The sequence below is a fragment of the Corynebacterium sp. 32222D000AT genome (genome assembly GCF_053546955.1).
Map to the genome: position 1 here is coordinate 164,604 of NZ_JBPPVW010000001.1, position 14,992 is coordinate 179,595.

Annotated in this window: 15 protein-coding genes; 3 read left to right on the forward strand and 12 right to left on the reverse strand. The window is 67.0% G+C overall.

The features are described 5' to 3' along the window. Positions 1–260 precede the first annotated feature (260 nt). From ACEE23_RS00795 to ACEE23_RS00805, 3 genes are all read left to right on the forward strand, one after another. Positions 261–1,637 carry a TIGR01777 family oxidoreductase gene (locus ACEE23_RS00795; RefSeq protein WP_448871167.1) on the forward strand — a complete coding sequence of 459 codons (1,377 nt, stop codon included), beginning with the start codon at positions 261–263 and terminating at the stop codon, positions 1,635–1,637. 166 nt (positions 1,638–1,803) lie between these two features. After that, the gene (locus tag ACEE23_RS00800) at positions 1,804–2,295 is read left to right on the forward strand and encodes a YbjN domain-containing protein (RefSeq protein WP_368521188.1); all 492 of its coding nucleotides are present in this window, start codon (positions 1,804–1,806) and stop codon (positions 2,293–2,295) included. Beyond that, positions 2,288–2,773, forward strand: coding sequence for a YbjN domain-containing protein (locus ACEE23_RS00805; protein WP_368521189.1), 486 nt, complete (start codon positions 2,288–2,290; stop codon positions 2,771–2,773). The genes ACEE23_RS00800 and ACEE23_RS00805 overlap by 8 nt, the downstream gene beginning before the upstream one ends. Positions 2,774–2,904: 131 nt before the next feature. Here ACEE23_RS00805 and nusB read toward each other — a convergent pair whose 3' ends face one another. The 12 genes from nusB to alaS all read right to left on the reverse strand — a co-directional run bounded on the left by nusB (position 2,905) and on the right by alaS (position 14,903). Continuing rightward, positions 2,905–3,543, reverse strand: coding sequence for a transcription antitermination factor NusB (nusB, locus tag ACEE23_RS00810; RefSeq protein ID WP_368521243.1), 639 nt, complete (start codon positions 3,541–3,543; stop codon positions 2,905–2,907). A 73-nt stretch (positions 3,544–3,616) separates the two neighbouring features. After that, the gene (gene efp / locus ACEE23_RS00815) at positions 3,617–4,180 is read right to left on the reverse strand and encodes an elongation factor P (RefSeq protein WP_070768344.1); all 564 of its coding nucleotides are present in this window, start codon (positions 4,178–4,180) and stop codon (positions 3,617–3,619) included. Positions 4,181–4,297: 117 nt separating this feature from the next. Beyond that, positions 4,298–5,395 carry a M24 family metallopeptidase gene (locus ACEE23_RS00820; RefSeq protein WP_368521190.1) on the reverse strand — a complete coding sequence of 366 codons (1,098 nt, stop codon included), beginning with the start codon at positions 5,393–5,395 and terminating at the stop codon, positions 4,298–4,300. A 129-nt stretch (positions 5,396–5,524) separates the two neighbouring features. After that, positions 5,525–5,974: a type II 3-dehydroquinate dehydratase gene (aroQ, locus tag ACEE23_RS00825; protein ID WP_368521191.1), complete on the reverse strand. Its 450-nt coding sequence runs from the start codon at positions 5,972–5,974 to the stop codon at positions 5,525–5,527. Next, complete coding sequence (gene aroB / locus ACEE23_RS00830) at positions 5,974–7,044, reverse strand: 3-dehydroquinate synthase (protein WP_448871163.1); 1,071 nt, start codon at positions 7,042–7,044, stop codon at positions 5,974–5,976. The genes aroQ and aroB overlap by 1 nt, the downstream gene beginning before the upstream one ends. 77 nt (positions 7,045–7,121) lie before the next feature. After that, the gene (locus tag ACEE23_RS00835) at positions 7,122–7,658 is read right to left on the reverse strand and encodes a shikimate kinase (RefSeq protein WP_368519259.1); all 537 of its coding nucleotides are present in this window, start codon (positions 7,656–7,658) and stop codon (positions 7,122–7,124) included. Positions 7,659–7,690: 32 nt separating this feature from the next. Beyond that, positions 7,691–8,914, reverse strand: coding sequence for a chorismate synthase (gene aroC / locus ACEE23_RS00840; protein ID WP_368519258.1), 1,224 nt, complete (start codon positions 8,912–8,914; stop codon positions 7,691–7,693). A 44-nt stretch (positions 8,915–8,958) separates the two neighbouring features. Continuing rightward, positions 8,959–9,441 carry a prepilin peptidase gene (locus ACEE23_RS00845; protein WP_368519257.1) on the reverse strand — a complete coding sequence of 161 codons (483 nt, stop codon included), beginning with the start codon at positions 9,439–9,441 and terminating at the stop codon, positions 8,959–8,961. A 120-nt stretch (positions 9,442–9,561) separates the two neighbouring features. Next, on the reverse strand, positions 9,562–10,410 hold the full coding sequence (locus ACEE23_RS00850; RefSeq protein ID WP_448871160.1) for a shikimate dehydrogenase: 849 nt from the start codon (positions 10,408–10,410) through the stop codon (positions 9,562–9,564). A gap of 36 nt (positions 10,411–10,446) precedes the next feature. Beyond that, positions 10,447–11,637, reverse strand: a complete 1,191-nt coding sequence (gene mltG, locus ACEE23_RS00855) for an endolytic transglycosylase MltG (protein ID WP_448871244.1) — start codon at positions 11,635–11,637, stop codon at positions 10,447–10,449. 60 nt (positions 11,638–11,697) lie between these two features. Further along, entirely contained in the window at positions 11,698–12,231 is a 534-nt protein-coding gene (gene ruvX / locus ACEE23_RS00860; RefSeq protein ID WP_448871158.1) for a Holliday junction resolvase RuvX, read from the reverse strand. Positions 12,232–12,236: 5 nt separating this feature from the next. Then, a complete protein-coding gene (gene alaS, locus ACEE23_RS00865) occupies positions 12,237–14,903 on the reverse strand; it encodes an alanine--tRNA ligase (protein WP_448871156.1) in 2,667 nt (888 codons plus the stop codon). Between the last annotated feature and the right edge of the window lie 89 nt (positions 14,904–14,992).

A 14,992-nucleotide genomic window follows, 5' to 3' on the forward strand; every position in this document is an offset into this window, starting at 1 on the left:
CACGGTGCGGTCTTTAAAGGATGTCGAATAAGGGTCAGATGAAATTATTCACGTAGCCGGGTACGAGGCGTCGCCTTCCCCGCTCGTGCTAAGGCGAATTTTAGCAGCCTCGGTACCCCGATCGCACCCCTGCGCGTAGCTGAAACACATCCTCCCCCGAACTCGGGGGCGGGCCGAGCGCGCGGCCGGCCAAAAACTGGGACAATAGTTGGTTACACTCCACCGAATACCCGGACTTTTTAAAGGAGTTCTTCAACACCGTGACATTCCAGGCACAACACGTCATCCCCGCCGACCGCGAGCAGGTATGGGATTGGCACACCCGTCCCGGCGCCGTGAGCCGCCTGACCCCGCCCTTCCTCCCCATGGCCCCGCGGGAGCAGGCCCGCAGCCTGGCGGACGGCACCACCGTGTTTTCCCTGCCCGCCGGGCTCAAGTGGGTGGCCCGCCACGACTTGTCCCGGTACCGCCGCGGGGTGTCCTTCAGCGACGTGTGCGTCTCCGCCCCACTCAAGCGGCTGGCCTCGTGGCGCCACGACCACCACTTCGCCGATCACGCCGACGGCACGCTGATTACAGACACGGTGGACACCCGCATCCCCGATAGCGCGCTGGAGGCCTCTTTCGCCTACCGGCAGCACAAGCTAATCGGGGACTTCAACTTCATCAACCAGCTGCGCGACCAGGGCATCAACGTCCTGGCAACCGAGACCCGCCCGCTAACCGTGGCAGTGACCGGCTCCCGCGGCTCCGTCGGGCGCGCACTGACTGCCCAGCTGACCACGCTGGGCCACCGTGTTATCCAGCTGGTCCGCTCGGAGGCCAAGGATGGCCAGCGCACCTGGAACCCGAACTCGCCGTCGCGCAACCTGCTCGACGACGTCGACGTGCTGGTCCACCTGGCCGGCGAGCCCATCTTCGGCCGCTTCAACGACAAGCACAAGCAGGAAATCCGCGACTCCCGCGTGGGGCCCACCCGCAAGCTGGCCCAGCTGGTGGCCGCTAGCCCAGATACCCACACCTTCGTCTGCGCCTCGGCCATCGGCTACTACGGCAACGACCGCGGCGACGAGGTGCTCACCGAGGACTCCGCTAGCGGCGACGGTTTCCTGGCCGAGGTGGTTCGCGACTGGGAGGCCGCCACCGCCGAGGCCCGTGAGGCCGGCAAGCGCGTGGTCAACATCCGCACGGGTATCGCCCTGACCGGGGCCAGCGGCCTGCTGCCGCTGCTGCGCGCGCTCTTTTCCACCGGCCTGGGCGGCTCCTTCGGCGACGGGGATTTCTGGTTCTCCTGGGTCGCCTTTGACGACCTGTGCGATATCTATACCCGCGCCATCTTCGACACCGCCCTCTCCGGGCCCGTCAACGCGGCCTCGACTGCCCCGGTCCTCAACCGGGAAATGACCCAGGCCCTAGCCGAACAGCTCAAGCGCCCGGCCGTCATCTCCATCCCCGCCCTCGGCCCGGCCCTGCTGCTGGGCAAGGAGGGCGCCCAGGAACTAGCGCTGGCCGACCAGCGCGTGGCCCCGGCCAAGCTGCAACAGCACGGCCACGCCATGCGCTTTGGCACCATCCAGGACACCTTCGCCCACGAGCTGGGCAACCAGCGCCTCTGGCAGCCCGCAGACGCGAACTAGCCGCCCGCGCCCCACGCCGGATTGCTCTCCGTTATGCTGTATGGACGGGTTACCCGCCGAAGACCTCGGCGTCCCGTCGGCTTAGCCGGCACGGACTGGCCGGGACCTCGGCAGGTAACGAATGATATTCGACCCCCTTTAAGCTACAAGTTTGGATTTTGTCCCAGTGACTGATGAACAACCCCAATTGCACCCGGACACCCCAGTAGAGCCGGTGACCCTCGCCCGCGTCGCGGAGATCTTCGACGCCGAAAAGCTGCAGTACCGGATGGAAAACCAGCCGGTCAGCGACGAGGAGACCATCGACATCCTGCGGACCGGTTTTTCTAACGCCGCCATCGCCATGCAGGTGCGGGAAAACACCCTCATCCTGGATTCGGTGTGGCGCGGCGACGTGCCGGCCTCCGAGGGCCCGAAGGTCCTGGCCCAGCTCAACCAGTGGAACACCGAGCACTTCGCCCCGACCCTGCGGTTCTTTGAGACCGGCGAGGGCAGCCTGGCCGTCTCCGCCGTGCGCGAGCTCAACATCAGCCAGGGCCTGTCCCGCAACCAGATCGGCGCCTTCGTGATGTCCACCCTGGACGCCGTCGTGCAGTCGTTTAATTGGCTGGAACAGCAGTACCCGGAACTCGTGACTTGGGAGGAGCACAATGACTAACCAGAATCCCGCCGACACCGCCCTGCCGGAGGTCACCCTGGACCGCGTCATCGACGCGATGCGCACCTTCGAGATCGAGCTGGAAAAGATCGAGGGCCGCAACGACGCCGCCACGGCCAACCTCAACGGCCTGCCGTGCATGTTCGCGGTGCTGGACTCCGTGGTCATCGTCCGCTGCGACGTGGCTACCGACGCCTCCTTCTCGCAGGCTGATGCCGGGCTCTTCCTGGCGGCCAACCAGATCAACTCGGTCTCCTTCGGCGCCCGCGTGGCCATCGCCGAGCACGAGGACATGCTCATCGTGCGTTCCGAGCGCGACCTGCCGGTGGCCGCCGGCGCCACCGACGGCCAGCTGACCGCCGCGCTCCAGGCCGCCGTCGACGGCGTCATCGGCGCGCAGAACGCCATGGTCTCCGCCGCCGAGGAAATGGCCAAGATGGGCTCCGAGACCGCCCAGGAAGCCGGCGGCGAAAACTAAAAGCCCAGACAGCACAAAAGCTGGCTGCCCTCCTCTACCAACCTCGCGCATTAGCGCGGGTGGAAAGGAAAGGCAGCCAGCTTTTTAGTTTTCGCAGCCAGCAGCCGGAGACCGGCGCGCCGCCTCAGCGGCTACTCGGTCGGCGAGTCCTTCTCCCCTTCCGGGGAATCCGCAGGCTCAGCCTCTTCGCCTACGGGCTCGGGTGCGGCCGGCGCGGCGGCAGAGGTCTCAGCAGCGGCCGGATCCGTAGCTTCGGTGACGTCGTCGGTGCCCGTTGCGTCTTCGTCGGCATCGGCGGCATCTAGGTCCTGCTCGGCGGCCATCGGGCTGCCGGTGCGGCGGGACTGCGCGATGTCGTCGAGGACGGCGTTGATATACGGGGCGGCCTTGATGTGCGAGTATTCGCTGGCCAGCTCCACGCCCTCGGTCACCGCGGTAGCCAGCGGCACCTCCGGGTTGAACAGCAGCTCCCAGGTGGACACGCGCAGGATGGCGCGCTCGACGGGAGGCAGCCGGTCCAGGCGCCAATCGTCGGAGAGGTAGCGGGCGATCGCGTCATCGATATCGTCCAGCTCTTCGGCCACGCCTTGGACGATCTCGGCGGTGTAGTCCGCGATCGGCGCAACGCCGTGCTCGCCTTCCAGGGCTAGGCCCTTTCGCTCTTCCACGATGGCCACCGGATCGATGTCGCGGTTTTCTGCCTCGTAAAGGATGTCGGCGGCACGCCGCCGTGCCCGGTACCGCGCGCCGTGGCGACGGTTACGGGACACACGCTCGGGAGACGAGCTGTGCTGCTCGTTATTTTCTTCCGTCACTGGGTCCTTCTTTGATTCTTGCTGCACGCTAGTTGCTGACGCGGGACAGGTACTCGCCCGTCCGGGTGTCAACCTTGAGCACGTTGCCGGTCTCGATGAACAGCGGGACCTGGATCTCCGCGCCGGTCTCCAGGGTGGCCGGCTTGGTGCCGCCGTTGGAGCGGTCGCCCTGCAGGCCCGGATCGGTGTGCTCGACCTTCAGGTCAACGTTGATCGGCAGCTCGGCGAACAGCGGCTCGCCCTCGTGGAAGGAGACCTGCACGCGCATGTTCTCCAGCAGGAACTTGGCGGCGTCGCCGAACTTGTCCGGGCTCAGCTCGACCTGCTCGAAGTCCTTGTCGTCCATGACGACGTAGTTGCTGCCGTCGTGGTACAGGTAGGTCATGTCGCGACGGTCCACCGTCGCGGTCTCGACCTTGGCGCCGGCGTTCCACGTCTTATCCGTGACCTTGCCCGAGACAACGTCCTTGAGCTTGGTGCGCACGAAAGCGGGGCCCTTGCCCGGCTTGACGTGCTGGAACTCAATAATCTGCTGGAGCTTATTGTCAATCTTTAGAACAAGACCGTTCTTGAATGCGGTGGTATCAGCCACGAATCAATCTCCCGAAGTCTGTTGGATTAAAAGTTACGTCTTGCCAGTTTACTATCCCTGCCGGAATGCGTGTAAAACCGGCGCCCACTTTTTAAAGTGCGGAAGGACCAGCGGCGGCTAGAAGGAACGCAGTTCCTTCGGCGAGCGGGTGATGATCGTCGGCGCGCCGTCGGTGATAATCAGCGTGTCCTCGATCCGCACGCCGCCCTTGCCGGGCACGTAGATGCCGGGCTCGATCGTCAGCGTCATTCCCGCGGCCAGGGTGCCCTTGGCGTTGCGGGCGGCCGCGGGTGCCTCGTGGACCAGCAGGCCCACGCCGTGGCCGGTGGAGTGGACGAAGTATTCGCCGTAGCCGGCCTCCTCGATGACGTCGCGACAGGCCTTGTCCACGTCCGCGAGTGCGGTGCCCGGGGTCGCCGCCGCCACGCCGGCTTCCTGGGAGCGCTTGACAATGTCGTAGATCTCCCGGGCGAAGTCGTTGGGCTGGCCGATGACGACGGTGCGTGTCATATCGGAGTTGAAACCGCGCAGGTGGGCGCCGAAGTCGATGGTGACCAGGTCGCCGTCCTCCAGCACGCGGTCGTCGGCGCCGTGGTGCGGCAGCGCGGAGTTCGGGCCGGAGGCCACGATGGTGTCGAAGCTGGTGCGCTCCGCGCCGGCCGCGCGCATCCGGTACTCCAGGTCGGCCGCGATCTGACGCTCGGTGCGGCCCGCGCGCACCTCTCCGGCGGCCAGCATCTCCTCGAAGGCGTCGGTAGCCAGTTGCGCCAGGGAGTCCAGGCGTTCCAGCTCGAGCGGATCCTTGTAGAGGCGGATTTCCTCAATCACGCCGGAGATCGGCACCAGGGTCACGTCCTCCGGGCAGGCTTTCTCGAGTGCCGCGTGCTGGTTGACCGAGACCGTGTCGGCCTCGAAGCCAACCCGCAGCGGACCCTGCCCTTCCAGGGGCTTGAGCAGGGCCGTGCCGACGCCGCGCTCGATGATCGGCTCGATGTCCGGCACTTCCTGCTTAATCTGGGTGGTATACCGCCCGTCGGTGGCGATCGCGGCGGAGAGATCCTTCTTCAGCAGCAGCGCGCCGTTCGAGCCGGAGAAATTCGACAGGTAGCGCACGTGAATCAGGTCCGTGACCAAAATCGCGTCGATGCGCTGCCCGGCTAGCTTCGCCGCCAGCTTGCGGCGCCGGTCGCTGAAACGAGTATCTGCCAAGGCCATGGTTAATCCTTTCCGCTCGGACAATGCACTAAAGGCAGGCCTTAGAAAGGCCCACCGCGTAGGACACCCATTCTAGCCTGTGTCCGCGGACACGGTAACCGTTTTCACACCGGCTGGGCCGCGGCGCGCTCAGGCTTCGGCGGTCAGGTATTCCAGCGCCGCGAGGTAGCCGACCGGGCCCAGGCCGGCGATGACGCCGCGGGCGATGCCGGACAGATAGGAATGATGCCGGAATTCTTCCCGGGCGTGCACATTGGACAGGTGGACCTCGACGAAGCCCGCGCCATCGGCGATTTCCGCGAGGGCGTCGCGGATGGCCACGGAGGTGTGGGTAAAGGCCCCGGGGTTGATGATGACACCGGCCCCGGCGTCGGCGGCGGCGTGGACGCGCTCGATGATGTCGCCCTCGTGGTTCGACTGGAAGAAGTCCAGCTCGATATCCGCGCCGGCCGCGCGCAGCTTCTCCCCGCGCTGGCGGATCATCTCCTCGATATCGGCCAGGGTGGTCGTGCCGTAGACGTCCGGCTGGCGCTTACCGAGCCGGTTCAGGTTGGGCCCGTTGATGATAACTACCTGCATTAGTTGCTCACCTTCTCAAAAGCTTGGCGCAGCTCCTCGTCGCTCGGCCCCTCGATGCGGGTGGTAGCCCCCACCGCGGTCAAGGCCACGAAGCGGATTTTCCCGTCGCGGTTCTTCTTATCGTGGCGCATGGCCGCGTGCAGCTCCGGCCACTGGCCGTCGCGGTAGGCCACCGGCAGGCCGACGGACTCGAGGATCGTGCGGTGCAGTTCGACCACGTCGGCGTCGATGAGCCCGCGGGCCTCGGCCAGGTACGCGACGAACATCATGCCCACGGCCACCGCGTTACCGTGCCGCCAGGAGTAATCCTCCGCGCGCTCGATGGCATGCCCGAAGGTGTGCCCGTAGTTCAAGGTCTCCCGCAGGCCGGACTCCTTGAGGTCCTCGCCCACCACACGGGCCTTGACCGCCACCGAACGGGCGATGAGCTCCGGCAGGGCGCCGTCCGGGTCCAGGCAGGCGGCCGGATCGCGGCGGTAGAGCTCGATGATCTCCGGGTCGTGGATGAAGCCGGTCTTGATGATTTCCGCCGAGCCGGCCACCATCTCTTCTGCCGGAAGGCTGCGCAGCACCTCAATGTCCGCGAAGACGGCTAAGGGCTCGTGGAAGGAGCCGACCAGGTTCTTGCCGGCCGCGGTGTTAATGCCGGTCTTGCCGCCGACGGCGGCGTCCACCATGGCCAGCAGGGTCGTCGGCACCTGCACCACGCGGATGCCGCGCATCCAGGTCGCCGCGACGAAGCCCGCCAGATCCGTGGTCGCGCCGCCGCCGAAGCTGACGATGAGGTCCTGCCGGCCGAAGCTGGCCGCACCGAGCTTGTCCCAGAGCTCGCTGACCACGCTGAGCTGCTTGGCGCGCTCGGCGTCCGGCAGGAGCCACACGTGGCAGCGCACTCCAGCGGCCTCCGCGGCATCGGCCAGGCGGCGGGCGGAAGCGCTCAAGACCTCTGGGCAGAGGATGGCTACCTGCGCTGCCCCGGACTCGCGGATGGTCTCCACGATGGCCGGGGCCAGCCCGTGACCAATGTGGACGTGGTACGGTGCCGGACCGTTGACCGGGATGACGGACATGGGCTTCTCCTCGACAAGAAGTAGGTTGTGGTGTGCTGGTGCGCGCCCGGGCCGAGCTCCGACCCGGGCGGGTGTGTCTAGAGGGTCTCCAAGAACCCGAGGATATCCCCGACGACCTGCTGCGGGCTGCGCCCGTCGGTGCGGGCGCGGTAGTCGGCGACCTCGCGGTAGAAATCGGCGCGCTGGTCCAGTAGCTCCTGGTAGCGCGCCAGCGGATCCGCGGACTGCAGGACCGGGCGGGAGTTGTTGCTGGAGGTGCGGCGCACCCCTTCTTCGGCGCTGACTTCCACCCAGATGACGGTGTGGCGCTCCAGAAGGTCCCGGGTCGCCGGGCTGACTACGGCTCCCCCGCCGAGACTGACCACGCCGCCGGCCGACAGGGCCTCTGCCACGTGCTCTTCTTCCTCGCGGCGGAAGGCTTCCTCGCCCAGCTCGGCGAAAACCTCGCCGCAGGGCTTGCCGTGGGCGACCTCGATCAGCTGATCCGAGTCCACCAGCCCCACGTTCAGGGCCCGAGCGAGCCGGCGCCCGATGGTGGATTTACCGGCGCCGGGCGGCCCCACCAGCACCGCCAGCGGTCGCGGAGCTCCCGTCGCTAGAGGAGGTACGGTCATCGTAGTCCTGGCCTTTCCACTGTTCTTAGTCGTTATGATTCAGGCTTATCCTGCGGGAAGCTCAAGCGCTCGGCAACATAGTCCTGGTACGCGGCGATGTTGCGCTTGGTCTCCGCCAGGCTGTCGCCGCCGAACTTCTCCAGCACGGCGCGGGCGACGACGAGTGCCACCATGGCCTCGGCCACCACGCCGGCGGCGGGCACGGCGCACACGTCGGAGCGCTGGTGGATGGCGGTCGCGGCGGAGCCGTCGGCCATGTCCACGGTCTTCAGCGCGCGCGGCACGGTAGAAATCGGCTTCATGGCCGCCCGCACCCGCAGCTGCTGCCCGTTGGTCATGCCGCCTTCGAGGCCGCCCGCGCGGTTGCTGAGCCGGTCGACACCGTCGTCGGTGCGCACCATCTCGTCGTGCGCGGCGGACCCGCGGCGGCGGGCCTCGGCGAAGCCGTCGCCGATCTCCACGCCCTTGATGGCCTGGATGCCCATCAGCGCAGCCGCCAGCTGGGCGTCGAGGCGGTCCTCGCCGCTGATGTGCGAGCCCAGGCCGATGGGCAGGCCGTCGACGACGACCTCCACGACGCCACCCAGGGTGTCGCCCTGCTTCTTGGCGGTTTCGATCTCGGTGACCATGCTCTCTTCGGCGGCCTTGTCGAAGGAACGCACCGGGGAGGCATCGATGGCGCTAAGATCCGCGGGCGCTGGGGCCGGGCCTTCGTAGGGCTCGGAGGCCCCGATGGAGATGACGTGGGAGATGACTTCCACGCCGAGGGTCTCCCGCAGGAAGTTGCGGGCGAAGGTGGCCGCGGCCACGCGGGCGGCGGTCTCCCGGGCCGAGGAACGCTCCAGGATGGGGCGCGCCTCGGCGTGGTCGTATTTGACCATGCCGGCGAAGTCCGCGTGCCCCGGGCGCGGGCGGGTCAGCGCCGCCCCACGGCCCGACTGCATGGCTTCCGCGACCTGCGCGTCGTCCATATCCAGCGGATCCGGGCTCATCACGGTGGTCCACTTCGGCCACTCGGTGTTGCCGATCATCACGGCGATGGGGCTGCCCAGCGTCTTGCCGTGGCGGACGCCGGCGAGCAGGGTCAGCTCATCGGCCTCGAACTTCATTCGGGCGCCGCGGCCGTAGCCGAGCCTCCTCCGCGATAATTGCTGCGCAATTTCGTCCTTAGTAATCGGAACCCCGGCCGGCAGGTGCTCAAGCAGCGCGATGAGCGCCTGCCCGTGGGATTCTCCCGCAGTTGTCCAACGAAGCATGGCTGTCATTATTTCACGCCGGCCCTGTGAAGTGGTGCATCCGTCTACATAATGGGGGTAGCGGCCCACCTCCCCACCGCTACCGCGGCGGCTGCGAAGAGCATGGCCGGACCATGGGGAATGCCGCCGCGGGCCGCGCCCGGCCGCCGGCTGGTCGCGCTGCATAATAATCCGGCCGCCAGGGTCACCAGCCCGGCGATGACCATCGCGGCGAGCACCCCGGCGGCCCCGGCCAGCGCCGCGCAGGCGACCCCGAGCGGGAGCGCGAGCTTGATATCCCCGCCGCCTAAGCCCCCGGCCGGGCCCGGCAGCAACGCCTGGGCCAGGTAGATGCCCGGCCAGACCAGCCCCACGGCCCAGGCGGGGTTAATAAACAGAGCGAGCACCGCCAGCACCCCGGCGGGCAGGGTCAGCCAGTTGGGCAGGCGCCGGGCGCGCAGATCCCACCAGCACAGCGCCGCGGCCCAGGCGGCCAGCGCCGCAAGGCCTGCGATCTGTGCGGCACTGACCAGTAGTGGGTCACCCAATCCGGGCCCGTTAGGCGCAGCGTGCACCATGAACTATTCCCCCGCTCCCCCAAAGCTTTAGCTCTTGGTACCTAGCTTAGGGGATCTGGCGCGAGGCTGCCCGGGGAGGGCGCCTTGCGGCTAGCTGCGTTTGGCGCGGTTGATGACCGAGCTTTGGCGGGCGGCCAGCGCGTTGTTGAGCGCGGAGATCATCTCTTCCTGCGGCGCGGGCCGGCCGGTGAACTGCTCGAACTGGCTAAAGGCCTGGTGCGCCAGCATGATATGCCCGTTGACCGTCGCGTAGCCGTTCGCGGCCGCAGCCACGGTCAGCGGGGTCGGCCAGGGCTCGTAGATAACGTCGAGTACCGGCGCGTGCGCCAGATCCAGCAGGTAGTCCTCCAGCGCCGCCGACGGGACCGTGGAGACGATGACCCCGGTGTTCAGGGACAGCTGCTCCAGGTCGGTGTGGAAATCCGTGGTACGCAGCTCGAGGCCGAGCTCACGGGCCAGCGGATCGAGCTCGGCCCGACGGTCGGAGCGGTTGAGCACGGTGACGGTTTCCACCCCGCGTTGGGCCAGCGCCCACAGCGCCGGGCGCGCGGTGCCGCCGGCGCCGATCAGCACGGCCTCGCCGACCTGCTGGTCCCCCAGCAGGCGCTGCAGCGCGCCCACAACGCCCTCGGTGTCGGTGTTGTCGGCCCGCCAACGCCCGCCGTCGAGCCGCACCAGCGTATTCGCCGAGCCGAGCAGCCGCGCCCGATCGGTGACCTCGTCGGCGACCTCCACCGCGGCGAACTTGCCGGGCATGGTCACGGAGAAGCCGCGCACGTCAGCCGCGGCCTCGCGCACCAGTCCGGGCAGCTGCTCGGCGGTGCACTCCTGCCGACCGTACTCCCAGTCCTCCAGGCCGAGGGCCGCGTAGCCGGCGTTGTGCAGCACCGGGGAGAGCGAATGGTCGATGGGCGAACCCAATACCGCCGCGCGTGGCATGTCCGAGGCCTCCTAGCTTTCTAGCTTTATAGCGTTCTAGTTTTCGGCGTTGTCCGCATCCGCCGGGTTGGTGCCTTGGCGCTGGTGGTCCAGGATGCCGGAGTCGAGGGCCTCGCGGACCTTTTCCTGGTGCTCGTCGAAGTTGTTGGTGAACACGGTCGTGCCCTGATCATCGACGGTAACGAAGAAGAGCCACTCGCCCTCGGCCGGGTGCTCCATCGCCTGGATGGCCTCCTCCGACGGCGACGCGATCGGCGTATCCGGCAGGCCTTCCTTGGCGTAGGTGTTCCACGGCGTCTTGCGCTCGCGGTCCTCGTCGGTGGTGGCCAGCTCCACGTCCTCCAGCCCGTAGTTGACGGTGGAGTCGAACTCCAAGCGCATGGGCTCGTCCAGGCGGTTCAGGATGACGCGAGCGACCTTGTCGAACTCACCGGCCGGCGCCTCGCGCTCAACCAGGGAGGCAGAGGTCAGCAGCTCGTAGGGGCTCACGCCGATGGCCTGGGCCCGGCCCACAATGTCGGTCTCGTTGTACTGCTCCGCCGAGCGCGAGACCAGGTCGGTCAGGATCTCCTCGGCGCTCATGTTCGGGTCCAGAATGTAGCGGCCGGGCGCGATGAGGCCTTCCAGGCGCTTGGGATCGTCGCCGCGGGCCTTAACCGGCCCGACGGCCCATTCCGGCGCGCCCAGCTGCTCCGGGTCCACGGTCGAGGCGACGCGCTCGAGCTCGTCCTTGTTGACGCAGTTACCTTCCTCGCAGGTGACCTTCTCAATCATGGAGTAGATGCCGTAGCGCACGTCGCCGCCAATGACGGAGACATCCTGGAGCGTGGCACCGCCCTGCACGTCGAGCAGATCCACCTGGTTGTTTAGATCGAGCAACGCCTTGACGGCGGATTCCGCGCTCATCTCCTCCTGCAGGCGGTAGAACCCGGGCTGCAGGGAACCGGCGTCGACGTTGTTGGCGGCCGCGGTCTGGAAGGCCTCGTCGCTCTTGACCACGCCCTTGTCCACCAAGTCGGGGCCCAGCTGGGAGATGGAGGAACCTTCCGGCACCTGGATAAGCTGCGTCACGCCGTTGCCCGTCCCTTCGAAATCGGTGCGCGAACCGCCCTTGTCGCCCACCAGGATCTGGCCGCCGATATAGACGATCGCGCCGATGATCAGCACGAAGGAGGCGATCAGCACGGCTAAGCCCCGCTGGCGTCGCTTCACGAACTTCGGTTCCATGCGCCTAGCCAAGCGCTGTTCATTGCGGCTCACTAAATTAGTCTCCTGAGTTCGAAGGCTTTATTGGTTTGCGTCATTCTGGTTATCGGATAATACTCGCGCGCGGGCGTCCAGCCAGCTTTGGAGAATCTCCACAGCAGCGGCTTGGTCAATCACTTTACGGCCCTTTTTCTCAGAAACTCCAGAGGCACGCAAGGCTTGAGTGGCGACCACCGTGGTGAGACGCTCATCCGCCAATCTGACAGGTGCTAACGAAACCATCGTTTCAGACTTCGCCAAACGGCGACGGATACGAAACGCGATCTCTTTGGCGTGCTTAACGCTCTTGGAGCCGTTGGCCTGCAAATCTCGCGGCAGACCCACGACCACTTCCGCCACCTCGTACTGTTCGGCCAGCTCAACGAGCCGATCGATGTCCGCACCGTCGCGGTCCTTGAACCCGGTCACCCGGGTGACAGTTTCCACGGGGGTAGCCAGGCGCGCGTCGCGATCGCTGACTGCTACCCCAATTCGGACGGTGCCGACGTCCACGCCGAGACGCCGGCCGGGGCCGGGGTCGTCTTGGCCGGGAGCATCCGGTGTGACTTTCGCCATAGCGCTTACAGGCTTTCCAGCATGTCCTTGACGGCCTCGAAGCCGCGCTCGGCTCCCTCGGCCAGCCGGCCGGAGCCCTGCGCCATGTCCGGCTTGCCGCCGCCGCGGCCGTCGACGTACTCGCCGTAGAGCTTGACGATGTCGCCGGCCTTCACACCGCGCTCCACCGCGGACGGGGTCGCGGCGATGATGAAGGAGAACTTCTCGCCGTTCTTCGCGCCCAGCGCGATAACGCCGTCCCGGTCCTTCAGGCGGTTCTTCAGGTCGGTAGCCACGGTGCGCAGGTCGTTGCCGTCCGTGCCTTCCGGCAGGCGCAGCATGATGGTCTGGAAGCCGTTGACCTCGCGGGCGGCGGCCACGAAGTCCGCGGCCTGGGCCTGCAGCTGGGCCTTGCGCAGGGTGGAGATTTCCTTCTCCGCAGCCTTGAGCTTCTCGCTCAGCTGGGCGATTCGCTCCGGCAGCTCCTCGGTCTGGACCTTCAGGTCGCGGGACACGCCCTCGACCAGGGCGGCTTCCTTGGAGAAGTACTTGAACGCATCCAGGCCGGTGTAGGCCTCGATACGGCGGGCGCCGGAGCCCACCGAGGACTCACCCAGCACGGAGACCGGGCCGACCTGGGAGGAGGCGCCCACGTGGGTGCCGCCGCAGAGCTCGATGGAGAACGGCCCGCCGATTTCGACGACGCGGACGTTGCGGCCGTAGTTCTCGCCGAACAGGGCCATCGCGCCCATCGCCTTGGCCTCCTCCAGGGAGGTCTCGATGGTGTTGACCGCCAGGTTGGAGTCCACCGCCTGGTTGGTGATAAGCGCGATCTCCTCCATCTGGGCCTCGGTGAGCTGGTCGGTGAAGTTGAAGTCGAAGCGCAGGTAGCCCGGGCGGTTCATAGAACCGGCCTGGACCGCGGTCGGGCCCAGCACCTGGCGCAGCGCGGCGTGGATGAGGTGGGTGGCCGTGTGCGCCTGGGTAGCGCCGTGGCGCCAGGCGGCGTCGACCTCCGCGGTCATGCGCGTGCCCAGATCCAGACCGCCGGCGGTGACGGTGGCCTTGTGGACCCAGAGCTTCTTGCCGATCTTCTGCACGTCGTCGATCTGCAGGGTGGTCTCCCCTGCCACCAGGCGGCCGCGGTCGGCCATCTGGCCGCCGGACTCGGCGTAGAGCGGGGTCTGGTCCAGGATGACCTCGACCTGGTCGCCTACCTCGGCCTCTGTGACCTTCTCGCCGTCGCGCACCAGGCCGATGACCTGTGCGTCGGAGCTCAGCTCCTCGTAGCCGGTGAAGACGGTCGGCTGGTTGTCCACCCACTCGCGGTAGAGCGACTCGTCGGTGTGCTCGTGCTTCTTGGCGCGGTTGTCGGCCTTGGCGCGGGCCTTCTGCTCGGCCATGGCGGCCTCGAAGGCGGGCATGTCGACCTCGAGGCCGGCCTCGGCTGCCATCTCCAGGGTCAGGTCGATCGGGAAGCCGTAGGTGTCGTGCAGCGCGAAGGCGTCCTCGCCGCGCAGGGTCTTCTTGCCGGCGGCCTTAACGGCTGCGGCGGCCTCGTCGAAGCGGTAGGTGCCGGACTCGAGGGTCTTCAGGAAGGCCTTTTCCTCGTTCTTGGCCACGCGCAGGATGCGCTCGCGGTTGTCGCCGATCTCCGGGTAGGACGGCTCCATGGTGTCCATGACCGTGGTCAGGAAGCGCTCGATGGTCTCCCCGGTCGCGCCCAGCAGGCGGGCGGAGCGGATGATGCGGCGCAGCAGGCGGCGCAGGATGTAGCCGCGGCCCTCGTTGGAGGGGGTCACCCCGTCCAGGATCAGCATCATGCCGGTACGGGAGTGGTCGGCGATAACGCGGAAGCGGATGTCGTCCTCGTGGTTCGAGTTGTACTTCGAGCCGGTCAGCTCCTCGGCCACGTCGATGACCGGGCGCAGCAGGTCCGTCTCGTAGACGTTATCCACGCCCTGGAGCAGGCAGGCGACGCGCTCGATGCCCAGGCCGGTATCGATGTTCTTCTTCGGCAGCTCGCCGACGATTTCGAAATCGCCCTTGCCGTTGCCCTCGCCGCGCTCGTTCTGCATGAAGACCAGGTTCCAGATCTCCATGTAGCGGTTGTCGTCCGCCGCCGGGCCGCCTTCCTTGCCGTATTCGGCGCCGCGGTCGTAGTAGATCTCGGAGCACGGACCGCAGGGGCCGGGCACGCCCATGGACCAGTAGTTGTCCTCCATGCCCATGCGCTGGATGCGCTCTTCCGGCACGCCGATCTTGTCGTGCCAGATGCTGGCGGCCTCGTCGTCGGTCTCGTAGACGGTGACCCAGAGGCGATCCGGGTCCAGGCCGAAGCCGCCGTCGTCGACCGAGTTGGTCAGCAGCTCCCACGCGTTAGTGATAGCGCCTTCCTTGAAGTACTGGCCGAAGGAGAAGTTGCCGGCCATCTGGAAGAAGGTGTTGTGGCGGGTGGTGATGCCGACCTCTTCGATGTCCAGGGTGCGCACGCACTTCTGGATGGAGGTAGCCAGCCCGTTCGGGAAAGGCGGGTTCTGCTGGCCCAAGAAGTAGGGCTTGAAGGGAACCATGCCGGCGTTGACGAACAGCAGGTTAGGATCGTCCAGGATCAGCGAGGCGCTGGGGACGGGCTCGTGGCCCTTCTTCACAAAATGCGCAGTAAAGCGCTCCCGAATCTCGTGGGTCTTCACCAGGTAACTTCCTTTGACTATCGACTAACGTCAGTAACAGCGCTCAACTTTACCCGCCCCACAGCTGCGGGTGAAGTTCGGGACGCCCA